Source organism: Pseudomonas sp. MF06569, from assembly GCF_059862735.1.
Map to the genome: position 1 here is coordinate 231,644 of NZ_JCBCUZ010000002.1, position 25,695 is coordinate 257,338.

Consider the following 25,695-nt stretch of genomic DNA (forward strand, 5'->3'; position numbering starts at 1 on the left):
AAGGTCAGTGACAGCCAGACGCTAGCTTCTGACGTGTACTGTTCAGCTTCCATATCCTGGAGATCAGTTGATGATTTACGAAGGTAAAGCCATCACGGTTACGGCTCTTGAAAGTGGCATCGTCGAACTGAAGTTCGACCTCAAGGGTGAGTCCGTCAACAAATTCAACCGTCTAACCCTGAACGAGTTGCGTCAGGCTGTAGATGCGATCAAGGCAGATGCTTCGGTCAAGGGTGTCATCGTTTCCAGTGGTAAAGACGTCTTTATCGTTGGCGCCGACATCACCGAGTTCGTCGAAAACTTCAAGTTGCCGGATGCCGAGCTGATCGCTGGCAACCTCGAAGCCAACAGGATCTTCAGCGATTTTGAAGACCTCAACGTACCCACCGTCGCGGCCATCAATGGCATCGCGTTGGGTGGCGGTCTGGAAATGTGTCTGGCTGCTGACTTCCGGGTCATGGCGGACAGCGCCAAAATCGGCCTGCCGGAAGTCAAGCTGGGTATCTATCCGGGCTTTGGCGGTACCGTACGTCTGCCGCGCCTGATTGGCGTTGATAACGCGGTTGAGTGGATTGCTTCCGGTAAGGAAAACCGCGCCGAAGACGCTCTGAAAGTGAGCGCCGTAGATGCTGTGGTAACGGCTGACAAACTGGGCGCTGCAGCGCTGGACCTGATCAAGCGCGCCATCAGTGGCGAACTGGATTACAAGGCCAAGCGTCAACCCAAGCTTGAAAAACTCAAGCTGAACGCAATCGAACAAATGATGGCTTTCGAAACCGCTAAAGGTTTTGTGGCCGGCCAGGCTGGCCCGAACTACCCGGCCCCGGTTGAAGCGATCAAGACCATCCAGAAAGCCGCGAACTTCGGTCGTGACAAGGCGCTGGAAGTGGAAGCCGCAGGTTTCGCCAAGCTTGCAAAAACCTCAGCTTCGCAATGCCTGATCGGCCTGTTCCTGAACGATCAGGAGCTGAAGAAAAAAGCCAAGATCTACGACAAGATTGCCAAAGACGTGAAGCAGGCAGCCGTTCTGGGCGCAGGCATCATGGGTGGCGGTATTGCCTATCAGTCGGCCTCCAAAGGTACGCCGATCCTGATGAAAGACATCAACGAGCACGGCATCGAGCAGGGGCTGGCCGAGGCTGCCAAGCTGCTGGTAGGTCGCGTTGATAAGGGTCGCATGACACCGGCGAAAATGGCCGAAGTGCTGAACGGCATTCGTCCTACTTTGTCATACGGCGATTTCGGTAACGTCGACCTTGTGGTCGAAGCGGTAGTCGAGAACCCGAAGGTCAAGCAGGCTGTACTGGCGGAAGTGGAAAATCACGTTCGCGAAGACGCCATTTTGGCTTCCAACACCTCGACCATTTCCATCAGCCTGCTGGCCAAGGCCCTCAAGCGTCCGGAAAACTTCGTCGGCATGCACTTCTTCAACCCGGTGCACATGATGCCGCTGGTTGAAGTGATTCGTGGCGAGAAGTCCAGCGATCTGGCCGTAGCAACCACCGTTGCCTATGCCAAGAAAATGGGCAAGAACCCGATCGTGGTCAACGACTGCCCGGGCTTCCTGGTCAACCGCGTCCTGTTCCCGTACTTCGGCGGTTTCGCCAGGCTGGTCAGCGCCGGTGTCGACTTTGTGCGTATCGACAAAGTGATGGAAAAATTCGGTTGGCCAATGGGCCCGGCGTACCTGATGGACGTGGTCGGCATCGACACCGGTCACCACGGTCGCGACGTTATGGCCGAAGGCTTCCCGGACCGCATGAAAGACGACCGTCGTTCGGCGATTGACGCTCTGTACGAGGCCAAGCGCCTGGGTCAGAAGAACGGCAAGGGCTTCTACGCCTACGAAGAAGACAAGCGCGGCAAGCAGAAGAAAATCGTTGATTCGAGCGTGCTTGAGGTCCTCAAGCCTATCGTCTACGAGCAGCGCGACGTGACCGACGAAGACATCATCAACTGGATGATGATCCCGCTGTGTCTTGAAACCGTGCGTTGCCTGGAAGACGGCATCGTTGAAACCGCAGCCGAGGCTGACATGGGCCTGGTCTATGGCATTGGCTTCCCGCTGTTCCGTGGCGGCGCGCTGCGCTACATCGATTCGATCGGTGTTGCAGAGTTCGTGGCCCTGGCCGATCAGTACGCTGAACTGGGCGCGCTGTACCACCCGACTGCGAAGCTGCGTGAGATGGCCAAGAACGGCCAGAGCTTCTTCGGTTAAGCGCCCCATTAGAGTGAGAGTGAAATTATGAGCTTGAATCCTAGAGACGTGGTGATTGTAGACTTCGGTCGCACCCCGATGGGCCGCTCCAAGGGTGGCATGTACCGCAACACCCGTGCTGAAGACATGTCTGCGCACCTGATCAGTAAAGTGCTGGAGCGCAACAGCAAGGTTGACCCGGGTGAAGTGGAAGACGTGATCTGGGGCTGTGTGAACCAGACCCTGGAGCAAGGCTGGAACATTGCGCGCATGGCGTCGCTGATGACCCAGATCCCGCACACCTCGGCTGCACAGACCGTGAGCCGCCTGTGCGGCTCGTCCATGAGCGCCCTGCACACGGCGGCGCAAGCGATCATGACCGGTAATGGTGACGTTTTCGTGGTGGGCGGCGTCGAGCATATGGGTCACGTGAGCATGATGCACGGTGTCGACCCTAACCCGCACATGTCGCTGTACGCGGCAAAAGCCTCGGGCATGATGGGTTTGACCGCTGAAATGCTGGGCAAGATGCACGGCATCACCCGCGAACAGCAGGATGCATTTGCTGTGCGTTCTCACCAGCTCGCCCACAAGGCGACGGTAGAAGGCAAGTTCAAAGACGAAATCATCCCGATGCAGGGTTACGACGAAAACGGTTTCCTGAAAGTTTTCGACTACGATGAAACTATTCGTCCAGATACCACCCTGGAAAGCCTGGCGGCGTTGAAACCTGCGTTCAACCCTAAAGGCGGTACCGTGACTGCGGGCACTTCGTCGCAAATCACCGATGGTGCTTCATGCATGATCGTGATGTCTGCCCAGCGTGCAAAAGACCTGGGGCTTGAGCCGCTGGCAGTGATCCGCTCGATGGCAGTTGCGGGTGTGGATCCTGCGATCATGGGCTATGGTCCAGTACCGGCTACACAAAAAGCATTGAAGCGTGCAGGCTTGAATATGGCCGATATCGACTTCATTGAGCTCAACGAAGCTTTCGCTGCACAGGCCCTGCCAGTGCTGAAAGATTTGAAAGTGCTCGACAAGATGAATGAGAAGGTTAACCTGCACGGCGGTGCCATCGCTCTGGGTCACCCGTTTGGGTGCTCGGGTGCTCGTATCTCCGGCACTTTGCTCAATGTAATGAAGCAAAATGGCGGCACTTTCGGGTTGTCCACCATGTGCATTGGTCTTGGCCAGGGCATTGCCACCGTCTTCGAACGCGTCTAAGCGTTGCGTTGATGGAAGCCGGGGCCTTGTGCCCCGGTTTTTGTTTTTAAGCGTGTTTAATTTTTTTATTTGCAGAGGGGCCGCAACATGTCGCTACAACCTGGGCTCTATCAACACTACAAAGGTCCTCAGTATCGTGTTTTCAGTGTGGCTCGCCATTCTGAAACCGAAGAAGATGTAGTGTTCTACCAAGCCCTGTATGGCGATTACGGCTTTTGGGTACGCCCGCTGAGCATGTTCCTGGAGTCAGTCATCGTTGAGGGCGAACACGTCCCGCGCTTTGCCTTGATTCAGGCCGAACCCAGCCTTTTTTCCCGGCCATAAGGCAAGGTCGCGCAGAACCCTGTGCTTGACCTCACCTTGTAGCCACTATATATAGCGGTGCCGCGTCAGGCGCGAACCGCCTTTCACTTCTAGAATTCAGGAATTTTCTGATCCATGGGCAAATCGCTGGTCATTGTGGAATCCCCGGCTAAGGCCAAGACCATCAACAAGTACTTGGGCAACGAGTACGTGGTGAAGTCGAGTATCGGCCATATCCGAGACCTGCCCACCAGCGGTTCGGCTAGCGCCAGCAAAGAACCGGCTGCCAAGCGTGGCAAGGCAGCGGCGGGCGAAGTGCCGGCCCTGTCGCCAAAAGAGAAGGCGCAGAAGCAGCTGATCTCGCGCATGGGCGTCGATCCCGAGCATGGCTGGAAAGCCAAGTACGAGATCCTGCCCGGCAAGGAAAAGGTCATCGAAGAGCTGCGCCGGCTTGCCAAGGATGCTGACACCATCTATCTCGCAACCGACTTGGATCGCGAGGGGGAAGCCATTGCATGGCACCTGCGCGAAGCCATAGGTGGTGATGACACCCGCTACAAGCGCGTGGTGTTCAACGAAATCACCAAGAAAGCGATTCAGGAAGCCTTCTCCAAGCCGGGCGAGCTGGATATCAACCGCGTTAACGCCCAGCAGGCCCGCCGCTTCCTCGACCGCGTCGTGGGTTACATGGTTTCGCCGCTGCTGTGGGCCAAGGTCGCCCGTGGCCTGTCGGCAGGCCGTGTGCAATCGGTGGCCGTGAAGCTGGTGGTGGAGCGTGAGCGCGAAATTCGTGCGTTCAACCCTGAAGAGTACTGGGAAATTCACGCCGACCTTGGCACTGCCAAGGGGGCGAAAGTGCGTTTTGACGTTGCCCGTGAAAAAGGCGAGGCGTTCAAGCCGCTCAACGAAGCTCAGGCAATGGCGGCGCTGGAGAAGCTCAAGGCTTCGAACTACAGCATCGTCAAGCGTGAAGACAAACCGACCAGCAGCAAGCCGTCGGCGCCTTTCATTACCTCCACCCTGCAACAGGCCGCGAGCAATCGCCTGGGCTACGGGGTGAAGAAAACCATGATGATGGCCCAGCGTTTGTATGAAGCTGGCTACATCACGTATATGCGTACCGACTCCACCAACCTCTCGGCCGATGCGGTCGAGATGGCGCGTACTTATATTGAAGGTGAGTTCGGCGCGTCGTACCTGCCGCCGGCACCCAATGTGTACAGCAGCAAGGAAGGCGCACAGGAGGCTCACGAAGCGATTCGTCCTTCTGACGTAAACATGCACCCGAGTAAGCTGTCGGGCATGGAGCGCGACGCTGAGCGCCTTTACGAGCTGATCTGGCGCCAATTCGTGGCGTGCCAGATGCTGCCGGCCAAGTACCTGTCTACCACCGTCACTGTGGCGGCCGGTGATTTTGAGCTGCGTGCCAAGGGCCGCATCCTCAAATTCGACGGTTACACCCGTGTGATGCCGCAAATTGCCAAGCCGGGCGACGACGATGTGCTGCCAGACATGGCTCAGGGCGATGCCCTGAAGCTGATCGAGCTCGACCCGAGCCAGCATTTCACCAAGCCGCCTGCGCGTTACTCCGAAGCCAGCCTGGTAAAAGAGATGGAAAAACGTGGCATTGGTCGTCCTTCGACCTATGCGGCGATTATCTCGACCATTCAGGATCGTGGTTACGTGGCGTTGCACAACCGCCGCTTCTATTCCGAAAAAATGGGCGACATCGTTACCGAACGGTTGTCCGAGAGCTTCTCCGACCTGATGGACTACGGCTTCACGGCCGGTATGGAAGAGAACCTCGATGACGTGGCGCAAGGCGAGCGTGACTGGAAAAACGTACTGGACGAGTTCTACGGCGACTTCAAGAAGAAGCTCGAAGTAGCTGCTGCACCGGAAGGCGGCATGCGTGCCAACCAGCCGGTAATGACTGATATTCCTTGTAAGGAATGTGGTCGTCCAATGCAGATTCGCACGGCTTCAACCGGCGTGTTCCTGGGTTGTTCGGGCTACAGCCTGCCGCCCAAAGAGCGTTGCAAGGCCACTGTCAATCTGGTGCCGGGTGACGAAATCGCGGCCGACGACGAAGGCGAATCCGAATCCCTGGTGCTGTTGGGCAAACACCGTTGCCCGATCTGCAGCACGGCAATGGACGCCTACCTGCTGGATGAGAAGCACAAGCTGCACATCTGCGGTAACAACCCGGATTGTGTCGGCTACGAAATCGAAGAAGGTAACTACCGCATCAAGGGCTACGAAGGTCCGAGCCTTGAGTGCGACAAGTGCGGCAGCGAAATGCAGCTTAAAACCGGGCGTTTCGGCAAGTTCTTCGGCTGTACCAATGCCGAGTGCAAAAACACCCGGAAACTGCTGAAAAGCGGTGAAGCGGCGCCACCGAAAATGGACCCGGTGAAAATGCCGGAGCTTAAATGCGAGAAGGTCAACGACACGTACATCCTGCGTGACGGTGCTTCGGGGTTGTTCCTGGCGGCAAGCCAGTTCCCGAAAAACCGTGAGACCCGTGCTCCGTTGGTGATCGAAATTGTGCCCCACAAGGACGAGATCGATCCCAAGTATCACTTCTTGTGCGAAGCGCCGAAGAAAGACCCGGATGGCCGTCCTGCGGTGATTCGCTACAGTCGCAAAACCAAAGAGCAGTACGTGCAGACTGAAGTGGATGGCAAGCCGACTGGCTGGCGTGCGTTCTACGACGGCGGTAGCTGGAAAGTTGAAGACAAGCGTAAAGAAAAAGACGCTTGATCTGAGTTGATAGCTGAATAGAAAACCGCGCAAGGGCTGTATGCCTTGCGCGGTTTTTTTGTTTACCAACCCCGGGCCTGATTGCCGCTGCTTGAGTGCTTTTGTGGGAGCAGGCTTGCTCGCGATGGCATCGACACAGTTTGGCTGAAGCACCGCAGCGCCTGCATCGCGGGCAAGCCAGCTCCCACAAAAGCGCAGGGAACGTAGGCCTTGCGCCAGCACGGCCTGATCCCTGAGACTGCACTACCTGCCTTTACCTATTCGATGTGGAGCGCCCGCATGGCTCACGAACTCTATACCCGTACCAATCAGAAGATCTATTTCGCTGGCCTGGCCCTTGAGGCCATGAACAAGGCGAGTGAGGGTCGGGCCATGAATGCTCAGGCGCTGGTTCAGGCAGAGCGCGAGTCGGCGGTATTTCATCTGTATGGTGCGCTGCTTGGCTTGTGTCATGAGATTGCTGGCTTTTATCGTCTGTCCCAAGCCAATGCACCTCGGGTCGAACTGCTGCTCACCCAGCAAGTGCTGGACGAGAAGGCCATTCCGGAACTGGCCGAGCTGGTTGAACTGGCACAGGCGCCGCAGACATGGCTGGCGCAACTGGTTGCGACCCACGCTGCTCTGTATCAGCCGTTACAGGCACCCAAAAAGGTCAAGGCGGATGTGTTCCAGCCCTTGATCATTGCGGTCAACCTAGAGGATGAGGCACCCCGGGAGTTGAGTCGCGAAACCATGGAGGAGTGGCGTCAGAACCTAAAAAGTATGGCCATTCGGTTCCGTGATGGACTCAATGAGTGCTAAAGGTCGAAACCGAAACGGTACAGTCATTCATCAGTCTGTAATCGAAAGCGCTACAGATCACGGGAAATTCCCGCGGGATGGCTGATATACTCCCACGCTTTCGTGGAGAACAAATTTATATGCCAACGTCTTTTCTAGAAATTGTCGAGTTGCCAGACGGTCGCATCGAATTGCGCCGTGCTGAGGACGAAGGGTCTTTGGTAACGCTGAATTTTTCTGAAGATGCCAAGGCTTTTCTTCAGGGGCAGCACGTAGAGGTGGCGAAAGCCATGCTTAGCGTCGGTGTACAAATGGCGGGTCGGCTGGCCGAAGGCGAGCTCGAAAAAGACGATGGGCCACGCATTCTTCACTAAGCGACCCTGACTCGTGCTCCGCAGCCAGGCGAGTGCGTTCTGCACTGGCCCTGCGCAGGCATCAACTGTTTAACCCAAGCGAATATTCAGACTTTGCCCGTGACCGGTGCGAGCTGCGCTGATCAACTGATTGCGCGCAGCGCTGGTCAGCGGGTTGATCCAGCTCACTACCGTGTGGCTGCGACCCAGTCGCAGCGCTTCGCAGGTCAGTTGCAAGGCGCTTTTGTTGCCATTGGGTTGCAGCAGCAGAATGCGCTCGCGGTTCAGTCCGGCATCGCGTAACCAGCTTTGGGTCAGGCTTGCAGGTGGCGCAATCAGTGTCAGCCAGCGAGCGTTTTGTTGCTCGCTCAGTTCGCGCAGCATGGGGGCAAGCAGGTTCAGGCAGTTTCCGGCGGCACCGCGTAGCGACAGTTCACTGAACACCTCGGGTTCGGCGCTCCAGGGGGAATCGAGCACGTCCTTGATCGCTGGCGTCATGGGTTGAGCCATGAACGCTTCAAAAAGGGTGAGTTGTGCTGGCAGCGGGGTGTGTGGGAACTGCATGAAGCCTCCTTTAGCGGCGAATTACGCCGACACTCAAGCCTTCAATGACCAGTTCCTGGTCTTTGAGGTTGACTTCAATCGGGGCGAATTCAGGGTTCTCGGCAATGAGCCAGACCTTGTTGCCTTCACGCTTGAAGCGTTTGACCGTGACTTCGTCGTCGATACGGGCCACGACAATCTGGCCGTTACGGGCTTCGCGACAGGTATGCACGGCAAGCAGATCGCCATCGAAGATGCCGACATCCTTCATGCTCATGCCTTGTACCCGTAGCAGGTAGTCGGCTCTGGGGTGAAAGAAGGTCGGGTTGATGTTGCAGGACTCTTCGACGTGCTCCAGCGCAAGAATCGGAGCACCGGCAGCTACTCGGCCAATGATGGGCAGCGTGGATTCGTCAGACTTGGCTTCGAAGCCGGGTATGCGAATACCGCGGGAGGCACCGGGGGTCATCTCGATGGCACCCTTGCGGGCAAGCGCCTTGAGGTGTTCTTCGGCGGCGTTGGGGGATTTGAAGCCCAGCTCCTGTGCGATCTCGGCACGGGTGGGCGGGTATCCGTTGTCATCCAGGCATCGCTTGATGAAGGCCAGGATCTCAGCTTGGCGTGGCGTCAGTTTTAGCATGTTGATCGCTCTGTCTTTTTATACAGTGACTGGGATTATATACAGTGAAAGCTTCTTGGCAATCACCCATTTCCAGCGGTCCGCTGGACGGTCATTAATAAGTCGGGCGACCCGTACTTTATCAGGTGGGGCCGCACTGGCCGAGGCTGTGGTTAAATGCAGAACTGCCCGGTCCTGAAACGAATGCCTCATCTTGACTTTTTACAATCTGAAACGTATGTTTCAAACAGGTGTTTAAATGTTTGTCAGGCGGAGTAGTCATGGCCCAGTCGGAAACCGTTGAACGTATCCTTGATGCTGCCGAGCAGCTGTTCGCGGAAAAAGGGTTTGCTGAAACCTCATTGCGGCTGATTACCAGTAAAGCCGGGGTCAATCTGGCGGCGGTCAATTACCATTTCGGTTCTAAAAAGGCGCTGATCCAGGCCGTCTTTTCGCGCTTCCTGGGGCCTTTTTGCGCCAACCTCGATCGTGAGCTGGAGCGTCGCCAGGCCAAGCCTGAGAACCGCCCCAGCCTTGAAGAGTTATTGGAGATGCTGGTCGAGCAGGCGCTGGTGATCCAGCCACGCAGTGGTAACGACCTGTCGATTTTCATGCGCTTGCTCGGGTTGGCGTTCAGTCAGAGCCAGGGTCACTTGCGTCGCTATCTTGAAGACATGTACGGCAAGGTTTTTCGCCGGTATATGCTGCTGGTCAACGAGGCTGCCCCACAAATCCCGCCCATCGAGTTGTTCTGGCGCGTGCACTTCATGCTGGGTGCTGCGGCCTTCAGCATGTCGGGAATCAAGGCGTTGCGTGCAATTGCCGAGACTGATTTCGGTGTCAACACCTCCATCGAGCAGGTGATGCGTCTGATGGTGCCATTCCTCGCGGCAGGCATGCGTGCACAAAGCGGCGTCACGGATTCTGCAATGGCCAGTGCCCAGCTTCGCCCCCGCAGTAAAACCGCCCCGGTTACCGCCAAGGTTTGACCCGCGGCGGGTGGGCGCGGCAGCTTTGTTCCGCTAAGCTAGTTGCCATGCCCAACCCTGACTTATTCCCGTCTGTCGATTCGCCGCTGCCTCTCTGGAGTGCGGCACGCAGGCGCGTGGCTGCGGATCCGGACCGGGCAATGAACGCTCTCTTTTTAAAGGATTTCCCATGAGTTCTGCCTTGCAAGGCTCCTTGATGGTGGACGTCGCCGGTACTTGGCTGACGGCTGAAGATCGGCAATTACTGCGCCAGCCTGAAGTAGGCGGGTTGATTATCTTTGCACGCAATATCGAGCATCCGCGCCAGGTGCGTGAGTTGAGCGCGTCGATTCGCGCGCTGCGTCCCGACCTGTTGCTGGCGGTCGATCAGGAAGGCGGCCGGGTGCAGCGCCTGCGTCAGGGGTTCGTGCGCCTGCCAGCCATGCGTGCCATTGCCGATAACCCCAACGCCGAGTACCTGGCTGAACAGTGTGGCTGGATCATGGCCACTGAAGTGCTGGCCGTAGGGCTGGACCTGAGCTTTGCCCCGGTCCTGGATCTGGATTATCAGCGTAGCGCTGTGGTCGGTAGCCGTTCGTTCGAGGGCGACCCTGAGCGCGCAGCCACATTGGCCGGGGCTTTTATTCGCGGGATGAACGACGCGGGCATGGCGGCGACCGGTAAGCATTTTCCGGGACACGGATGGGCCGAGGCTGATTCTCACGTCGCCATTCCAACTGACGAGCGCAGTCTTGAGCAGATTCGCGCCCATGACCTCGTGCCTTTTGCCCGCTTGAGCAAGCATCTGGCTGCTGTCATGCCGGCCCACGTGATCTATCCACAAGTGGACAGCCAGCCTGCAGGATTCTCGCGTCGCTGGTTGCAGGATATTTTGCGCGGCGAGCTTCAGTTCGACGGCGTGATTTTCAGTGACGACCTGTCGATGGCCGGTGCGCACGTAGTGGGTGATGCCGCCAGCCGGATTGAGGCGGCCTTGTCGGCGGGTTGTGACATGGGACTGGTATGCAACGACCGTGCGGCGGCGGAGTTGGCACTCAGCGCTGCTCAGCGGTTGAACGTTACCCCTTCGCCCAGGATTGCACGCATGCGTGGTCAGGCCTGGGCCAGCACTGACTATCGCCAGAGCCCGCGCTGGCTGGTGGCAATGGGTGCGCTTAAGGATGCTCAATTAATAGATTGAGCACATCGATGCCGCTTTGACGTTTGGCGAAGCAGAAAGACCGTATCGCCTGAATCGCAGGCAAGCCAGCTCCCAAGATTTCGCAAGCACCACAAAGCCCGTGGGAGCGGGCTTGCTCGCGATGGCGTCAGCGCGATTAAGCACAAAGACCGCGCTGCCTGAGTCGCAGCCAAGCCCGCGCCTGCAGTTAATCAATAAGTGGGATGTCTCAGCGCTTCTCTGTTTTGGGTGGCAGCGGCGCGAAGAGCGCGTCGATGTCGTCGTCCTGTAATTTCCAGTCACCGGCGACTCGTCCGTCCAGAACACCTGCGGCCAAATCCGATTTTTCTTGCTGCAAGTGTTGGATTTTTTCCTCCACGGTGCCGCGGGCAATCATCTTGTAAACAAACACCGGTTTTTCCTGGCCGATACGGTAGGCGCGGTCGGTGGCCTGGTTTTCAGCCGCCGGGTTCCACCACGGGTCATAGTGAATCACCGTGTCGGCTTCGGTGAGGTTTAAGCCCACGCCGCCAGCCTTGAGGCTGATCAGGAATATTTGCAGGGTGCCGCTCTGGAAGTCTTTGACCGGTGTGCGTCGGTCGCGGGTTTGCCCCGTGAGGATGGCGTAGCGCACCTTGCGTTTTTTCAGTTCGATTTCGATCAGGCCGAGCATCGAGGTGAACTGGGAAAACAGCAGGATGCGCCTGCCTTCGGCAAACAGTTCTTCGAGCATCAGCATCAGGCTGTCGAGCTTGCCCGAGGTGCTGCCTTTTTTCGGCGGGGTGTCGCTGACCAGTCGCAGATCGCAGCACACCTGACGCAGCTTGAGCAGCGCCTCGAGGATAATGATCTGGCTGCGCCCGACACCTTTTCGGGTGATTTCGTCGCGCACCTTCTTGTCCATCGCCAGGCGCATGGTCTCGTAGACATCGCGCTGGGCCTCGTTCAGGTCGACCCAGTGAATGATCTCGGTCTTGGGCGGCAGTTCGGTCGCGACCTGTTCCTTGGTGCGGCGCAATAAAAACGGTTTGATCCGCGCATTGAGATGCTGCAGGCGTTCGTTGCTGCCCTGACGCTCGATGGGTATGCGGTAGTCGCGGTTAAAGGTTTTAACGTCGCCCAGCCAGCCGGGCAGCAGGAAGTGGAACAGAGACCACAGTTCGCCCAGGTGGTTTTCCAGTGGGGTGCCGCTCAGGCACAGGCGTTGCCGCGCAATCAGTTCACAGGCCGCCTGGGTGGCCTTGCTGCCGGGGTTCTTGATGTACTGGGCCTCGTCCAGGACCAGCAGGTGCAAGGGCAGTTTTGCCAGGTGCTCGATGTCCTTGGGCAGCAAGGCGTAGGTGGTCAGGATCACGTCGTAGTCATTGAGGTGTGCAAAGTGTTTTTTGCGGGTGGCGCCAAACAGTGCCAGCACCTTGAGCTGCGGGGTGAAGTGCGCAGCTTCGTCCAGCCAGTTGGGGATCAGGCTGGTGGGCATCACCACCATTGCCGGGCGATCCAGGCGGCCGGCATTTTTTTCGCACAAGATATGGGCCAGGGTCTGCAGGGTTTTGCCCAGCCCCATGTCGTCGGCCAGTACGCCGCCCACTTCGAGCTGGCGCAACGACTGCATCCAGCTCAGGCCTTCAAGCTGGTATGGGCGCAAGTTGGCATTGAGCCCTTGGGGAACTTCGACGCTAAAGTCCTTGATGTCGCGCAGGCGCTGGGCAAAACCGCGAATCTGCTCGCCACCTTCCCAGCGCAAGGGCAGGGCATCGAGAGCATTGAGGCGTGGTGCGTCAGCGCTTTTGATCCGCAGGGAGGTCGCGTCCGGTTCACCCAGATAAAATTCGTCCAGGGTTGCCAGTACCGGTTTCAGCCGTCCGTACGGCAGGGCGACCTGCAGCGGGCCATGATTGCTACCGGGGTTGGCCGGGATATTCACCAGAATCAGTTCGTCATCCCGACGCCGGGCGAGTTTTTCGGGGTTGAGGATGTCGCTGTGGGAGCGCATCAGGTTCAGCAGTATCGGCAGCAAGCTCAGGTGTCGGCCGTTGACGATAATGCCCAGTTCCAGGTCGAACCAGTCACGTTCCGGGGCCTCGTCGACATTGGCATACCAGTCTTCGACCGGGGTCAGGTCAAAGCCGAAACCTTCATCGATCTGCAGCTCCCAGCCTTGTTCCCTCAGGCCTTGCATCTGGTTGAGGGTGAAATTCAGCCAGGCACTGTCATTGACCAGTTCAAACAGCTCTCCAGCACTTTCAGGCAGCGCCTTGCTCTGGCGGGTCGCAATCTTGAAGCCCAGGCTGCGCAATTGCTCGCGGTAGAGGTTCTCTGTGTCGGGATGACGCTTGATCCGCAGGGTCTGCTGTTCCTGGCGCAGCAGGATGTCGGTGTTCTTTTGCCCGCTGACGTATTGATCCAGGTAGTTGAACGACAGTGCTGCGCGGTGCTGGATGTAGCGTTGCATCTTGCCGTTGCGCGGTTCGAAGGCGCTGAATTCAGCGCTGGCCAGCCACAGCCGTGGCACCGGCTTTACATCGTCGACCCGAAGTTCTGGCAGGTTGTTGGGACGACGTGAGTCGAGTACGGCCTGGAGTTTTTCCAGAAGCTCGGCATCCTGAGCGGCGGCAGGGTAGTTCAAGGTTTCTTCAATCTTCAGTAAGACGGCAGCGGTGTGCTTGCAATGGGTGCGTACCGGACAGGTGCAGGTGGCGTCCACCAAAAGCAAAGTGCCTTTGGCGGACTCACGCAGATGTATGGTCTGGCGGTAGGGGTTTTCGCCTGAGCCCTGGCAGCTCGCGCTGATCATGCTGTCGCCGATCTGGACGATCCTGACACGGTTTTCCTTGGCGTAGCGGCGGCCACGCTCAAGGCTTTGCTCTTTGAAGCGGCTGGTCCAGGTCGGTGCGAGCGGCTTGGTCAACCGGGGTGTCTGGCTCAGGGTCATGGGTAGTTCATTTAGGAAGACTTCGGCGTCAGGCGCTCAAACAGCGCCTCGATGGTATTGAAGCGTTCTTCCGGGCGCTCCATGGGCACCATGAACTTGAACAGGGTTGCGCCTTCGAATTTGTAACGGTTGGGTTGGCCCTGGATCAGTTTGATCAGCACCATCGGGTCAACCGGTGTGTCCGCTGCAAATTCGATTCGCCCGCCTTGTGGGCCGGCATCGACCTTTTTGATTCCCAGCTGCTCGGCCTGCAATTTGAGCAGGGTGATGCGTACCAGGTTCTTGGTCGGTTCCGGAAGCAGGCCAAAGCGGTCGATCATCTCGACCTGCAAGTCCTTGAGGCCTTCTTCGTCGGCGGCCGAGGCAATGCGCTTGTAGAGAATCAGTCGAGTGTGGACATCGGGCAGGTAGGCCTCGGGAATCAGCGCGGGCACCCGCAGGTTGATTTCCGGCCCGCCGCCCAGTGGCTGGTCGAGGTTGGGCTGTTCGCCCTTGCGGATCGACTTGACCGCCCGTTCGAGCATTTCCATGTACAGGGTAAAACCGACGGCCTGGATCTGGCCGCTTTGGCCATCGCCCAGCAGCTCGCCTGCGCCACGGATCTCAAGGTCGTTGGTGGCCAGCACAAAACCGGCCCCCAGATCCTGGGTGTTGGCGATGGCTTCCAGGCGCTTTTGCGCATCCCCGGTGATTTGCTGGCGCGGGGGAGTCAGCAGGTAGGCGTAAGCCTGGTGGTGACTGCGCCCCACGCGACCGCGCAACTGGTGCAGTTGTGCCAGGCCGAATTTGTCGGCGCGCTCGATGATGATGGTGTTGGCGCTCGGCACGTCGATGCCGGTCTCGATGATGGTCGAGGCGATCAGCACGTTGAATCGCTTGTGGTAGAAGTCGCTCATCACCTGTTCGAGTTCGCGTTCGCGCATCTGCCCGTGGCCGATGCCGATCCGCGCCTCGGGTACCAGCTCTGCCAGTTCGGCGGCGCATTTTTCGATGGTTTTGACATCGTTGTGCAGGTAGTAAACCTGCCCGCCGCGCAGCAACTCGCGCAGCAGTGCCTCTTTGACCGTGCTTTTGTTCTGCTCCATGACAAAGGTGCGCACCGACAACCGGCGTGCCGGTGGCGTGGCGATGATCGACAGGTCACGCATGCCCGACACCGCCATGTTCAGCGTACGCGGGATGGGTGTTGCGGTGAGGGTCAGAATATCGACTTCACTGCGCAGGGCCTTGAGCTGTTCTTTCTGGCGAACCCCGAAGCGGTGTTCTTCGTCGATGATCACCAGGCCCAGGTTTTTGATTTTGACGTCGTCCTGCAGCAGCTTGTGGGTGCCGATCACGATGTCGATCTTGCCTTCGGCCAGGTCGGCCACTGCCTGGTTGATCTCTTTGGCCGACTTGAAGCGGCTCATCACCTCAACGGTTACCGGCCAGTCGGCAAAACGGTCGCGGAAGCTGTTGTAGTGCTGTTGGGCGAGCAGGGTGGTGGGAACCAGAATTGCGACCTGACGACCACCATGCACGGCAATGAAGGCCGCCCGCATGGCCACTTCGGTTTTGCCGAAGCCCACGTCGCCACACACCAGGCGGTCCATCGGCTTGGGCGACAGCATGTCGGCGCGCACGGCTTCGATGGTGGTTTGCTGGTCCGGGGTTTCTTCAAACGGGAAGCCGGCACTGAAGGTGGCGTAATCGGCTTTAGGGTCCGCAAACGCATAGCCTTCACGGGCAGCCCTGCGGGCATAAATGTCGAGCAGTTCGGCAGCCACGTCACGCACTTGCTCGGCAGCTTTGCGCTTGGCTTTTTGCCAGGTTTCAGAACCCAGACGGTGCAACGGCGCCAGTTCATCATCGCTGCCGGTGTAGCGGGCGATCAGGTGCAGGTTGGCCACCGGCACGTAGAGCTTGGCGCCCTCGGCGTATTCCAGGGTCAGGAATTCGGCCACCTGATTGTCCACTTCCAGCGTTGCCAGGCCCTGATAGCGACCGACACCGTGGTCAATGTGGACAACGGGTGCGCCTTCACGCAGCTCGGTGAGGTTCTTGATGACGGCATCGTTGTTGGCATCGGCGCGTTTTTCGCGACGCCTGCGCTGCATTACGCGCTGGCCGAACAACGGGCTTTCGGCAATCAGTGCCAGTGCCGGGTCGTCCAGCAGCAGGCCTTCATCCAGCGGGGCAATGGTGATTGCCAGGCGATGCTTGCTGGCGACGAAGTCCGGCCAGCTGTCGACCGTTTTTGGTCGCAGCTTCAGGCGCTCCAGCAGTTCGAGCAGCACCTCGCGCCGACCCGCCGACTCAGCGGTAAACAACACGCGGCCATCAAACTGCTCAAGAAACCCGGACAAGGCAGCCAGTGGCTGATTGGCCTTGGCTTCAATCGCGAGATTGGGCAGCGGTTGGGCCGGGAACCGTTCACGGCTGCTGCCGGTGTCCAGGTCATCCTGGCTTGCGACTACCCGCGGCCAGCTTTTGAGGCGCGCAAAGCAGTCTTCAACCGGCAAAAACAGCTCGGCAGGCGGCAGCAAAGGACGCGACGGGTCGATGCGGCGTTCTTCGTAGCGGTTGCGCACGTCAGACCAGAAATTCTCGGCCGCCTGCTCAATGCCTGGCAGCGAGAACACTTGCGTGTCGGCCGGCAGATAATCGAACAGGGTTGAGGTTTCATCGAAAAACAGTGGCAGGTAGTACTCGATACCCGCAGGTGTAATCCCGCTGGTCAGATCCTGAAAGATCGGGCATCGACGGAAGTCGACATCAAAGCGTTCACGGAAGCGGGCCTTGAAGCGGGTCACGGCGTCTTTTTGCAGCGGGAACTCGCGAGCGGGCAGCAGCCTTACCGACTCGACCTTGTCGATCGAGCGCTGGTTCTCCGGGTCGAAGGTGCGCAGGGTCTCGATTTCGTCGTCGAACAGGTCGATCCGGTACGGCAGCTTGCTGCCCATCGGGAACAGGTCGATCAGGGCGCCTCGCACTGCAAATTCACCATGTTCATACACGGTGTCAACGCAGCGATAACCACTGGCCTCAAGCCGGGTACGCATCTGTTCCACGTCCAGCTTCTGGCCGATATCCAGCACCAGGCTGCTGCCGAGCAAGAACTTGGTCGGCGCAAGGCGATGTAGGGCGGTGGTAATCGGCACTACCAAAACCCCGTGATTCAGCTCCGGCAGCCGGTACAGGCTGGCGATACGCTGGGAAATGATGTCCTGGTGCGGAGAAAACAGATCGTAGGGCAGGGTTTCCCAGTCGGGAAAATGCAGCACCGGCAACTCGGGCGCGAAAAACCTCAGCTCTTGCTCAAGGCGTTCTGCACTTTGGCTGTCGGCGGTCAGGAGCAGGGTGAAGCGCTTGGCGGCGCTGGCGGCCTCGGCAATCGCAAGGCTCAGGGCGGCACCGGGCAAGTTGCTCCAGTGCTGTTTACCTGCCGTAGCAGGGAGTTTCGGTAGACGCAGGACGGGCACGGAAGGTTGAGCTCCAAGCGTTGCGGCAAAGTCTGCAATTGTAACGGGCCAAGGGGCAGGCTGTCAGTTGCAGTCTTTGAACGGCGTTGAATTCAGCGTGAGTTATCGAACATGGGGGTGCCAGAGGGGCTACTCAAGGGCTGCAGGCCCATAAAAAAGCCGGTGTTATAAAAATATTCGCCTATATTTACGGGTGCTTAATCGTTTCAGTAACGGCGTATGACAGGCGTGCATTGCCCCTGAATGGGCGCAGCGGCATAATGTAGCCCCTTTTTTCAGCCCCTACATGTGGAAGGTTCCCGTGACTCAGAAGCCCGACCAGTGTCTTGGTGAATGGATCGACCGTGAAGCACTCGCAGAAGCGATGATTCCGCTTATCGGTCAGCTATACCGCAATAACAATGTGGTTAGCTCGATCTATGGCCGCAGCCTGATCAACCGTTCAGTCATTGCGATTCTCAAAGCTCACCGCTTTGCTCGCCATCGTCAGTCCGATGATATCGAATTGTCCGTGCACGAAACTTTCCCTCTGCTAAAGGCAATGAGCGAGCTCAAGCTCGGCGCTGCCTCGGTAGACCTGGGCAAGCTGGCCGTCAAGTTCAAGGCCGAAGGCAATGGCCGCACGGCTGAGCAGTTTGTACGCGAAGAGCTGGCCGATGTAGTGGGTCAGCAAAACGCTTCTGCACGCAAAGGTACTGACGTTGTTCTGTACGGCTTCGGTCGTATCGGCCGTCTGCTGGCGCGCATCCTGATCGAGAAAACCGGTGGTGGCGACGGTCTGCGTCTGCGTGCCATCGTTGTGCGCAAAGGCGCCGACAACGATCTGGTCAAGCGTGCAAGCCTGCTGCGTCGTGACTCGGTACATGGCCCGTTTGATGGCACCATCGTTGTCGATGAAGTCAACAACACCATCACTGCCAACGGCAACCTGATCCAGGTGATCTACGCGAAGAACCCTACCGAGGTGGATTACACCCAGTACGGCATCAAGAACGCCCTGCTGGTGGACAACACCGGTGTTTGGCGTGACGCAGACGGCCTGGGCCAGCACTTGCAGTGCCCTGGTATCGATCGCGTTGTCCTGACCGCTCCGGGCAAGGGCAAGCTGAAGAACATCGTTCACGGCATCAACCACGGCGAAATCACTGCTGACGACAAGATCGTTTCGGCGGCATCCTGCACCACCAACGCCATCGTGCCGGTGCTCAAGGCTGTCAACGACAAGTTCGGCATCGTCAACGGTCACGTTGAAACGGTTCACTCGTACACCAACGACCAGAACCTGATCGACAACTTCCACAAGGGCGATCGCCGTGGTCGCAGCGCCGCGCTGAACATGGTTATCACCGAGACGGGTGCTGCTACCGCTGCTGCCAAGGCTTTGCCTGAGCTGGCCGGCAAGCTGACCGGTAACGCGATCCGCGTTCCGACGCCAAACGTTTCGATGGCCATTCTCAACCTGAACCTTGAGAAACCGGCTACCCGTGAAGAAATGAACGAGTACCTGCGCCACATGGCGTTGCACTCCGATCTGCACAAGCAAATCGACTACGTGAGCTCGCAGGAAGTGGTTTCCACTGACTTCGTGGGTTCGCGTCACGCCGGTGTAGTGGATGCTGAAGCCACTATCTGCAATGACAACCGCGTTGTGCTGTACGTTTGGTACGACAACGAATTCGGTTACAGCTGCCAGGTAGTACGCGTGATGGAAGACATGGCCGGGGTTAACCCGCCAGCGTTCCCACGCTAAGCAAGCGCCGCAACTGAAAACGCCCCGACTGGTTCGGGGCGTTTTTGTTTGTGCTGCAAACCCCGTGGGAGCGGGCTTGCTCGCGATTGGATCAGCGCGGTTGTTCAGGCAGACCGCGCCGCCGGTATCGCGAGCAAGCCCGCTCCCACAGTGGTCAGGCGTTGCTGGCCACTGCCGATTGCGCCGTACGCAACTGGTGCTTGTCGCCGCGGAACAACACCACGGTCGCGATCAGCCCCAGCACTGCTGCGCCGGTCAGCCACAGGCCGGGAGCGGCCTTGTTGTCCAGTACGTGGATCAGGTAGGTGCAGGCCGCCGGGGTAAAGCCGCCGAAGGTCGCAGTCGCCAGGCTGTAAGCCAGTGAAAACCCGGTGGTGCGCACTTCAATCGGCATGATTTCGGTCAGGGCAACCACCATTGCACCGTTGTACGAGCCATACAGGAAGGACAACCACAGCTCGACAATCAGCAGGTGGCTGAAGCTCGGGTTGGCCACCAGCCATGACAGCGCCGGATAGGCCGTCAGGATCGCAAGGATGGTTGCGCCCAGCAGCAGCGGTTTGCGCCCAATCTTGTCTGACAGCGCGCCCATGACTGGTAGCCAGAAGAAGTTCGACAGGCCAATGCACACCGTCACCAGCAAGGCTTCAAGGTCGGTGAGGTGCAGCTCTGCCTTGCCGAATGTCGGGGTGTAGGCGGTGATCAGATAGAACGACACGGTCGTCATGACCACCAGTGCCATGCCACCCAGTACCAGGCCAAAATTCAGCCTGATAGAGCGCATGATTTCCCCCAGGGTAGGGTGATGTTTGCGGGCTTCGAACTCGGGGGTTTCTTCCATTGAGCGTCGGATGACAAAGATCACCGGGACGATCATGCGCCCCAGCAGGAACGGGATGCGCCAGCCCCATTCACCCATTTCTTCGGGGCTCAGCCAGTGGTTGAGGCCAACCCCGAGCAAGCCGGCAAATACCACCGCAGCCTGCTGGCTTGCAGATTGCCAGCTGACGAAGAAGCCTTTGCGCCCTGGAGTGGCGATTTCAGCCAGGTACACCGACACCCCGCCCAGTTCCACGCCAGCCGAAAAGCCTTGCAGCAAGCGACCGAGCAATACCAGCAGAGGAGCCGCCACACCCAGGGTGGCGTAGCCCGGCACGCAGGCAATCAGCACCGTGCCCATCGCCATCAGTGCGAGGGTAATGATCAGCCCTTTGCGGCGGCCATGACGGTCGATGTAGGCGCCGAGGAAAATCGCACCCAGTGGGCGCATGAGGAAGCCCGCACCGAAGGTCGCCAGGGCGAGCATCAGAGAGGCAAAGGCGCTATCGCTTGGAAAGAAGGTTTTGGCAATGGCCGTGGCGTAAAAGCCAAAGACCATGAAGTCGAACATCTCTAGGAAGTTACCGCTGACAACGCGAAAAATCGCCTTGCCTTTGCCCGTACTGGAGGCCATCAGAAATCACCCGCTTTTATCTGTTTTTATGCGCAATCCGTGTTTTTACTCGTCCTCACTGCAAGATCAAGGCGTACGCCATTGTGCAAAACAGTTTTGTAACCATATGTGTATCAGGAATTGTAGGCAACATTTGTTGTCGCTACACGGGCGGGCTAGGGCTGTTGCGCCAATAAAGCCAGGCGGAGTTTGTCGGGCAAACCTTGAGGTGCGAGCCAGATTCCCAGATAGACCTTGGCCAGTTCCTGATTCTGGCTATTGAAAATAACGGCGCCATTACGCTCGACGTTCAGCCCGCGTTGGGGGTTGTAGTCCAGGGCATAGCGATCGCCGCGCTTGATGTTGCCGAAGCTGGCTTGCAGTTTTTTTAACGGGGCGTCGAGGCTGGCCAGGGTGGTGGCGGGGTGTTGGCGTTTCAGGATGGTGGCAGATGCCTGGGTGATATCGCTGTGATCCAGGTCCCGCAGATAGAACAACTCGAGACGCAAGTCGCGTTGTTCGTTAAACGCCTGCTCAGGGCTGATCTCGGGTGGGGTGAACAGGGCGGCGGCGTAGATGTCGGCCCAGAGATAGGTCAGTACGATCTGGCCTTTACGTTCCATTGGTGTTGTGTCGGCTTGTGCCAGGGCGGGGAAGTTGGCTTCCTTTAATCGTGCAGCCTCGTCTGCCGGGCTGGCGGCGCTATAGAGCAGCAACAATACGATCAATAACTTGCGCATGATGGATGTGCTCTGGTCGATGGGTTTGATCGCCGGGCTGTAGTCGCTGCCGAAGGCTGCGAGGGGTTCAGTGGCGTTTCCAGGAAAACGGGTTGCTGCGCAACCCTTCGCAGCCTACGGCAGCGACTACATCGAAGAGTGAAGCTCAATCGCCGATGTAGTGAATACAAAAATAGCCAACGACCAGACCAAGGGTTAATGTTCGCGGCGTTCAGGCTTCTATAGACTGTGCCCCACGTTTTGATCCTTCATGGCGCTGGCCGCGACATGATTTAGCCGCAGGTGCCCACAGGGGTGCCACGGCCTGTTCTGAGGAGTACGCATGGCTGTCTACAACTACGACGTAGTGGTACTGGGTTCCGGCCCGGCAGGAGAAGGTGCGGCAATGAACGCCGCAAAAGCAGGGCGCAAGGTAGCGATGGTCGACAGTCGACGTCAGGTCGGCGGCAACTGCACGCACTTGGGCACTATCCCGTCCAAAGCCCTGCGTCACTCGGTTCGCCAGATCATGCAGTTCAACACCAATCCGATGTTTCGGGCCATTGGCGAACCGCGCTGGTTCTCGTTTCCGGACGTACTGAAAAGCGCCGAAAAAGTCATCTCCAAGCAGGTCGCCTCGCGCACCGGCTACTACGCCCGCAATCGCGTAGACCTGTTCTTCGGCACCGGCAGCTTCACCGACGAGCAAACAATCGAAGTGGTCTGCGCCAATGGCGTAGTCGAAACCCTGATGGCCAAGCAAATCATCGTTGCCACCGGCTCGCGTCCTTATCGCCCGGCCGATATCGATTTCAGCCACTCCCGTATCTACGATAGCGACACCATCCTGAGCCTGGGCCACACCCCGCGTAAGCTGATTGTTTACGGTGCTGGCGTGATCGGGTGTGAATACGCGTCGATCTTCAGCGGCCTGGGTGTGTTGGTCGAGTTGGTGGATAACCGCGAACAACTGCTGAGCTTCCTCGACTCCGAGATCTCGCAGGCGTTGAGCTACCACTTCAGTAACAACAACATCACCGTACGCCACAACGAAGAGTACGAGCGGGTTGAAGGCGTTGAAAACGGCGTGATCCTGCACCTCAAGTCGGGCAAGAAGATCAAGGCCGATGCCTTGCTCTGGTGTAATGGCCGTACTGGCAACACCGACCAGCTTGGGCTGGAAAACATTGGCATCAAGGCCAATGGCCGTGGCCAGATCACCGTTGATGAAAACTACCGCACCACCGTGCCGAACATCTATGCCGCAGGCGATGTGATCGGCTGGCCAAGCCTGGCCAGTGCTGCTCATGACCAAGGGCGCTCGGCAGCGGGCAGCATCGTCGATAACGGCAGCTGGCGCTTCGTCAATGATGTGCCGACCGGGATCTACACCATTCCCGAGATCAGCTCGATCGGCAAGAACGAGCAGGAGCTGACCCAGGCCAAGGTGCCGTACGAAGTGGGCAAGGCGTTCTTCAAGAGCATGGCGCGGGCGCAGATTGCCGGTGAGCCTCAGGGCATGCTGAAAATCCTGTTCCACCGTGAAACCCTTGAAGTGCTGGGTGTTCACTGCTTCGGCTATCAGGCGTCAGAGATCGTGCATATCGGTCAGGCGATCATGAACCAGCCGGGTGAACTCAATACCCTGAAGTACTTTGTGAACACCACGTTCAACTACCCGACCATGGCTGAAGCCTATCGGGTAGCGGCTTACGATGGCCTCAACCGGCTTTTTTAAGCGGCTCCGGCCGGTGGCCTGAGCCGGCCGGGGAGACCGATTTCAGCCATTCCCGAGGGTGGCAGTGGCCAAACCGGGAAAGTCTGTAATCAGGCTATCTACGCCGAAGTCGGCGAGCCTGCGCATCAGCGCAGGTTCGTTGACTGTCCACACCGACACATGCAAGCCCTGGCGCTGCGCTTTTTCAAGGCGTTCAGGCGTACAGAGTGTCCAGTTGAGTGCCAGCATCTCGCAGCCATAACTCTGGGCGACCTTGATCGGGTCGAGCCAGGCGTATTCGGCTACCAGTCCCCGTGACAGGTCCGGGGTCAATTCCAGCGCAGCCTTGAGCACTTCGCGCGAACTTGAAGTGACGGTGACTTTGTCCATCACGCCGTGACGTACTGCCATTTCTCGAATCGCCAGCACGGTCGTTGCTGCGCGGGTGCGCGATGCGCTTTTGACTTCCAGTTGCCAGTGTTCGAAATCGCACTTTTCAAACAGTTCTTCAAGGCGCGGGATCGGGCACGGGTGCATCCAGCCCGGGCCGCCCTTGCGTGCGTCATAAGTCACCAGGTCGGCAGCGGTATGCTCGATCACCTTGTCGCGCCGGTCGGTGGTGCGCTTGAGAGTGGGGTCGTGGATAACCATCAACTCGCCATCTTTGGACAAGTGCAGGTCGAGTTCACAACGACGCACGCCATGCTTGAGGCATTGCTCAAAGCTGGCAAGCGTGTTTTCCGGTGCTTCGCCCTTGGCGCCGCGATGGCCATAAATCAGAGTCACAATTGCTCCTTGTAAAGAGTGCTCGGGGCCCGGTGCTTACTCGGGCGCAGATTCGTTTTGTTCGCGGGCCAGGCGACGTGCCTGAGCCTGTTTTTGCAGAATGTAGCGCGCCAGCAGCTGGCGCTGGGTGTCAGTGATCGATTCAAATTCGGCGATGATCGTGAAGCGGTCATCCTGCGCCAGGCACTCGATGACGCGGGCGCGCAACAACAAGCCCAGAGCTTGTGGCATCAGTACCAGCTTGAGTGAAAGGTGGCTGCCCGCCAGGCAGGCCTGGGGATGATGAAACTCGATACCGCCCTCGGACAGTTTGACCGGCTGCAGCTCACCGATCTTTCCCAGCACGGTTTGCGCGACAATCTGGCTGAGCAGCTCGACGCGTTTGTTCAGGGTCTTGAGGTAGCTGGAAAGCGTGCGGTCACGTTCGCTGATCTGGCGCAGCAAGTGTTGGGACTCGAATTCGCTCAGGTGTAATTCACTGAGCAAATTGAACAATGGCGACGTATCCTGCAACACTTCACCGCTCGCGGCTTCGAGGGCCGACAGCGGGGTTATTTCCAGTGCGATCATATCCTCGATACGGTAGTATTCGCGGCGATCTGCGTCATTTAATGTCGACATGGCGAACCCGTGATGGCGGCTGTGGTCTGAGTGTAAAGCTGCTTATCAGGCCCCGCCACAAGGACGTCTTCTTTTCCCTCGAACAAGCCCCGACATGTTCAGACCTCTCTCTTTATTTATCGGCACGCGTTATACCCGTGCAAAGCGCCGCAATCATTTTGTGTCGTTCATTTCTCTGACTTCAATGATCGGACTCGCCCTCGGCGTGGTTGTGATGATTGTGGTGTTGTCGGTGATGAACGGTTTCGATCATGAGATGCGCACCCGCGTGCTGGGCATGGTGCCCCACGCGACCATCGTCGGCGATCAACCGATCAGCGACTGGCAAAGCCTGGCCGCCAGGGTCAAGCAAAACCCGAAAGTGGAGGCCGTGGCGCCATTCACCCAGATGCAGGGTTTGCTGACCAATGACGGCAATGTGCAGAAGGTACTGCTCAATGCCATCGACCCGGCGCAGGAGCGCAATGTCTCGATCATTGATCAATTCATGCAGCAGGGGCAGCTCGACTCGCTGACCCCCGGCACCTTCGGCATCATCATTGGCGACAAGGCCGCGAAAAAGCTCGGTGTGGCCGTTGGTGACAAGCTGACGTTTGTCGCGCCGGAAGTCACGGTGACGCCGGCCGGGATGTTCCCGCGCATGAAGCGATTCACTGTGCAGGGCATTTTTCATGTCGGCGCCGGTGAGATCGACGGCTACTTGGGTATTACCAACTTGCAGGACCTGGCGCGCCTGCAGCGCTGGAAACCTGACCAGGTGCAAGGCCTGCGGCTGAAGTTCGATGATTTGTTCGAGGCGCCACGTACCGCGTGGGAAATCGCCCAGCAGTTGGGCGAAAGCCAGTATTACGCCCGTGACTGGACCCGTACCCACGGCAATCTGTACCAGGCCATCCGCATGGAAAAAGCCATGATCGGCCTGCTGTTGCTGCTGATTGTGGCCGTGGCCGCGTTCAACATCATTTCCACGCTGGTGATGGTGGTCAATGACAAGAAAGGCGATATCGCGATCCTGCGTACCCTGGGTGCGACCCCGGGCACGATCATGGCGACCTTTATGGTGCAAGGCACTGTTATCGGCGTGGTCGGGACCGCGATCGGTGCGGTGGTCGGCATGTTTGCGGCGCTCAATGTCAGCGCCGCAATCTCTGCGCTCGAAGGCCTGATCGGGCACAAGTTTCTCAATGCCGACGTGTATTTCATCGACTACCTGCCTTCGCAATTGCAGGCGCAGGACGTGTTGATGGTGTGCGGTGCGGCATTGGTTCTGAGTTTTCTCGCGACCTTGTACCCGGCCTGGCGTGCTGCGCGCACCCAGCCTGCGCAGGCGCTTCGTTATGAGTGAGT

19 protein-coding genes are annotated in these 25,695 nt (G+C 58.3%); 11 read left to right on the top strand and 8 right to left on the bottom strand.

The genetic code is table 11. The annotated features are described in order from the left end of the window. The first annotated feature begins 70 nt into the window (after positions 1-70). The 6 genes from fadB (at position 71) to AC19YQ_RS03495 (ending at position 7,641) form a co-directional block, all read left to right on the top strand. On the top strand, positions 71-2,218 hold the full coding sequence (fadB, locus tag AC19YQ_RS03470; RefSeq protein ID WP_133077839.1) for a fatty acid oxidation complex subunit alpha FadB: 2,148 nt from the start codon (positions 71-73) through the stop codon (positions 2,216-2,218). Between the two features lie 27 nt (positions 2,219-2,245). Beyond that, on the top strand, positions 2,246-3,421 hold the full coding sequence (gene fadA / locus AC19YQ_RS03475; RefSeq protein ID WP_500594586.1) for an acetyl-CoA C-acyltransferase FadA: 1,176 nt from the start codon (positions 2,246-2,248) through the stop codon (positions 3,419-3,421). A gap of 87 nt (positions 3,422-3,508) precedes the next feature. Further along, the gene (locus AC19YQ_RS03480) at positions 3,509-3,745 is read left to right on the top strand and encodes a DUF1653 domain-containing protein (protein WP_133077837.1); all 237 of its coding nucleotides are present in this window, start codon (positions 3,509-3,511) and stop codon (positions 3,743-3,745) included. Positions 3,746-3,859: 114 nt separating this feature from the next. Further along, positions 3,860-6,487: a type I DNA topoisomerase gene (gene topA / locus AC19YQ_RS03485; RefSeq protein WP_133077836.1), complete on the top strand. Its 2,628-nt coding sequence runs from the start codon at positions 3,860-3,862 to the stop codon at positions 6,485-6,487. A gap of 279 nt (positions 6,488-6,766) precedes the next feature. Further along, the gene (locus AC19YQ_RS03490) at positions 6,767-7,288 is read left to right on the top strand and encodes a DUF6586 family protein (protein ID WP_500594587.1); all 522 of its coding nucleotides are present in this window, start codon (positions 6,767-6,769) and stop codon (positions 7,286-7,288) included. 119 nt (positions 7,289-7,407) lie between these two features. Beyond that, the gene (locus AC19YQ_RS03495; RefSeq protein ID WP_003446620.1) at positions 7,408-7,641 is read left to right on the top strand and encodes a hypothetical protein; all 234 of its coding nucleotides are present in this window, start codon (positions 7,408-7,410) and stop codon (positions 7,639-7,641) included. A 69-nt stretch (positions 7,642-7,710) separates the two neighbouring features. Here AC19YQ_RS03495 and sulA read toward each other — a convergent pair whose 3' ends face one another. Both sulA and lexA read right to left on the bottom strand, forming a co-directional pair. Then, a complete protein-coding gene (gene sulA, locus AC19YQ_RS03500) occupies positions 7,711-8,184 on the bottom strand; it encodes an SOS-induced cell division inhibitor SulA (RefSeq protein WP_133077834.1) in 474 nt (157 codons plus the stop codon). Between the two features lie 10 nt (positions 8,185-8,194). Beyond that, entirely contained in the window at positions 8,195-8,803 is a 609-nt protein-coding gene (lexA, locus tag AC19YQ_RS03505; protein ID WP_019827486.1) for a transcriptional repressor LexA, read from the bottom strand. Between the two features lie 260 nt (positions 8,804-9,063). Here lexA and AC19YQ_RS03510 point away from each other — a divergent pair, with 260 nt between their 5' ends. Next, positions 9,064-9,771 carry a TetR/AcrR family transcriptional regulator gene (locus tag AC19YQ_RS03510; RefSeq protein ID WP_133077832.1) on the top strand — a complete coding sequence of 236 codons (708 nt, stop codon included), beginning with the start codon at positions 9,064-9,066 and terminating at the stop codon, positions 9,769-9,771. 181 nt (positions 9,772-9,952) lie between these two features. After that, on the top strand, positions 9,953-10,951 hold the full coding sequence (nagZ, locus tag AC19YQ_RS03515) for a beta-N-acetylhexosaminidase (RefSeq protein ID WP_219262539.1): 999 nt from the start codon (positions 9,953-9,955) through the stop codon (positions 10,949-10,951). Between the two features lie 208 nt (positions 10,952-11,159). Here nagZ and AC19YQ_RS03520 read toward each other — a convergent pair whose 3' ends face one another. Together AC19YQ_RS03520 and mfd are read right to left on the bottom strand one after the other, a co-directional pair. Continuing rightward, positions 11,160-13,862: an SNF2-related protein gene (locus AC19YQ_RS03520; RefSeq protein WP_500594588.1), complete on the bottom strand. Its 2,703-nt coding sequence runs from the start codon at positions 13,860-13,862 to the stop codon at positions 11,160-11,162. An 11-nt stretch (positions 13,863-13,873) separates the two neighbouring features. Continuing rightward, positions 13,874-17,323, bottom strand: coding sequence for a transcription-repair coupling factor (mfd, locus tag AC19YQ_RS03525; protein ID WP_500594589.1), 3,450 nt, complete (start codon positions 17,321-17,323; stop codon positions 13,874-13,876). A gap of 286 nt (positions 17,324-17,609) precedes the next feature. On the opposite strand from mfd, the gene AC19YQ_RS03530 reads away from it, so the two are divergent. Continuing rightward, positions 17,610-19,073: a glyceraldehyde-3-phosphate dehydrogenase gene (locus tag AC19YQ_RS03530; protein ID WP_133077828.1), complete on the top strand. Its 1,464-nt coding sequence runs from the start codon at positions 17,610-17,612 to the stop codon at positions 19,071-19,073. Positions 19,074-19,227: 154 nt separating this feature from the next. On the opposite strand, the gene AC19YQ_RS03535 is transcribed toward AC19YQ_RS03530, so the two are convergent. Together AC19YQ_RS03535 and AC19YQ_RS03540 are read right to left on the bottom strand one after the other, a co-directional pair. After that, positions 19,228-20,526: an MFS transporter gene (locus AC19YQ_RS03535; RefSeq protein WP_500594590.1), complete on the bottom strand. Its 1,299-nt coding sequence runs from the start codon at positions 20,524-20,526 to the stop codon at positions 19,228-19,230. A 155-nt stretch (positions 20,527-20,681) separates the two neighbouring features. Further along, complete coding sequence (locus tag AC19YQ_RS03540) at positions 20,682-21,245, bottom strand: chalcone isomerase family protein (protein WP_500594591.1); 564 nt, start codon at positions 21,243-21,245, stop codon at positions 20,682-20,684. A 322-nt stretch (positions 21,246-21,567) separates the two neighbouring features. On the opposite strand from AC19YQ_RS03540, the gene sthA reads away from it, so the two are divergent. Next, the gene (gene sthA, locus AC19YQ_RS03545) at positions 21,568-22,962 is read left to right on the top strand and encodes a Si-specific NAD(P)(+) transhydrogenase (protein WP_219262483.1); all 1,395 of its coding nucleotides are present in this window, start codon (positions 21,568-21,570) and stop codon (positions 22,960-22,962) included. 42 nt (positions 22,963-23,004) lie between these two features. Here the strand turns inward: sthA and AC19YQ_RS03550 are convergent, their stop codons facing one another. Together AC19YQ_RS03550 and AC19YQ_RS03555 are read right to left on the bottom strand one after the other, a co-directional pair. Then, positions 23,005-23,727, bottom strand: coding sequence for a glycerophosphodiester phosphodiesterase (locus AC19YQ_RS03550; RefSeq protein ID WP_500594592.1), 723 nt, complete (start codon positions 23,725-23,727; stop codon positions 23,005-23,007). A gap of 36 nt (positions 23,728-23,763) precedes the next feature. Next, positions 23,764-24,348 carry a PilZ domain-containing protein gene (locus AC19YQ_RS03555; protein WP_500594593.1) on the bottom strand — a complete coding sequence of 195 codons (585 nt, stop codon included), beginning with the start codon at positions 24,346-24,348 and terminating at the stop codon, positions 23,764-23,766. A gap of 94 nt (positions 24,349-24,442) precedes the next feature. Between AC19YQ_RS03555 and AC19YQ_RS03560 the strand changes: the two genes are divergently transcribed. Further along, on the top strand, positions 24,443-25,693 hold the full coding sequence (locus AC19YQ_RS03560; protein ID WP_500594594.1) for a lipoprotein-releasing ABC transporter permease subunit: 1,251 nt from the start codon (positions 24,443-24,445) through the stop codon (positions 25,691-25,693). Positions 25,694-25,695: the final 2 nt, after the last annotated feature.

Coding starts and splice junctions, on each gene's coding strand:
- fadA (WP_500594586.1), top strand. CDS start 2,246: ATGAGCTTGAATCCTAGAGACGTGGTGATTGTAGACTTCGGTCGCACC.
- AC19YQ_RS03490 (WP_500594587.1), top strand. CDS start 6,767: ATGGCTCACGAACTCTATACCCGTACCAATCAGAAGATCTATTTCGCT.
- AC19YQ_RS03555 (WP_500594593.1), bottom strand. CDS start 24,348: ATGTCGACATTAAATGACGCAGATCGCCGCGAATACTACCGTATCGAG.
- AC19YQ_RS03495 (WP_003446620.1), top strand. CDS start 7,408: ATGCCAACGTCTTTTCTAGAAATTGTCGAGTTGCCAGACGGTCGCATC.
- AC19YQ_RS03530 (WP_133077828.1), top strand. CDS start 17,610: ATGTGGAAGGTTCCCGTGACTCAGAAGCCCGACCAGTGTCTTGGTGAA.
- sthA (WP_219262483.1), top strand. CDS start 21,568: ATGGCTGTCTACAACTACGACGTAGTGGTACTGGGTTCCGGCCCGGCA.
- AC19YQ_RS03480 (WP_133077837.1), top strand. CDS start 3,509: ATGTCGCTACAACCTGGGCTCTATCAACACTACAAAGGTCCTCAGTAT.
- sulA (WP_133077834.1), bottom strand. CDS start 8,184: ATGCAGTTCCCACACACCCCGCTGCCAGCACAACTCACCCTTTTTGAA.
- AC19YQ_RS03535 (WP_500594590.1), bottom strand. CDS start 20,526: ATGGCCTCCAGTACGGGCAAAGGCAAGGCGATTTTTCGCGTTGTCAGC.
- lexA (WP_019827486.1), bottom strand. CDS start 8,803: ATGCTAAAACTGACGCCACGCCAAGCTGAGATCCTGGCCTTCATCAAG.
- fadB (WP_133077839.1), top strand. CDS start 71: ATGATTTACGAAGGTAAAGCCATCACGGTTACGGCTCTTGAAAGTGGC.
- AC19YQ_RS03520 (WP_500594588.1), bottom strand. CDS start 13,862: ATGACCCTGAGCCAGACACCCCGGTTGACCAAGCCGCTCGCACCGACC.
- AC19YQ_RS03510 (WP_133077832.1), top strand. CDS start 9,064: ATGGCCCAGTCGGAAACCGTTGAACGTATCCTTGATGCTGCCGAGCAG.
- AC19YQ_RS03560 (WP_500594594.1), top strand. CDS start 24,443: ATGTTCAGACCTCTCTCTTTATTTATCGGCACGCGTTATACCCGTGCA.
- AC19YQ_RS03540 (WP_500594591.1), bottom strand. CDS start 21,245: ATGCGCAAGTTATTGATCGTATTGTTGCTGCTCTATAGCGCCGCCAGC.
- topA (WP_133077836.1), top strand. CDS start 3,860: ATGGGCAAATCGCTGGTCATTGTGGAATCCCCGGCTAAGGCCAAGACC.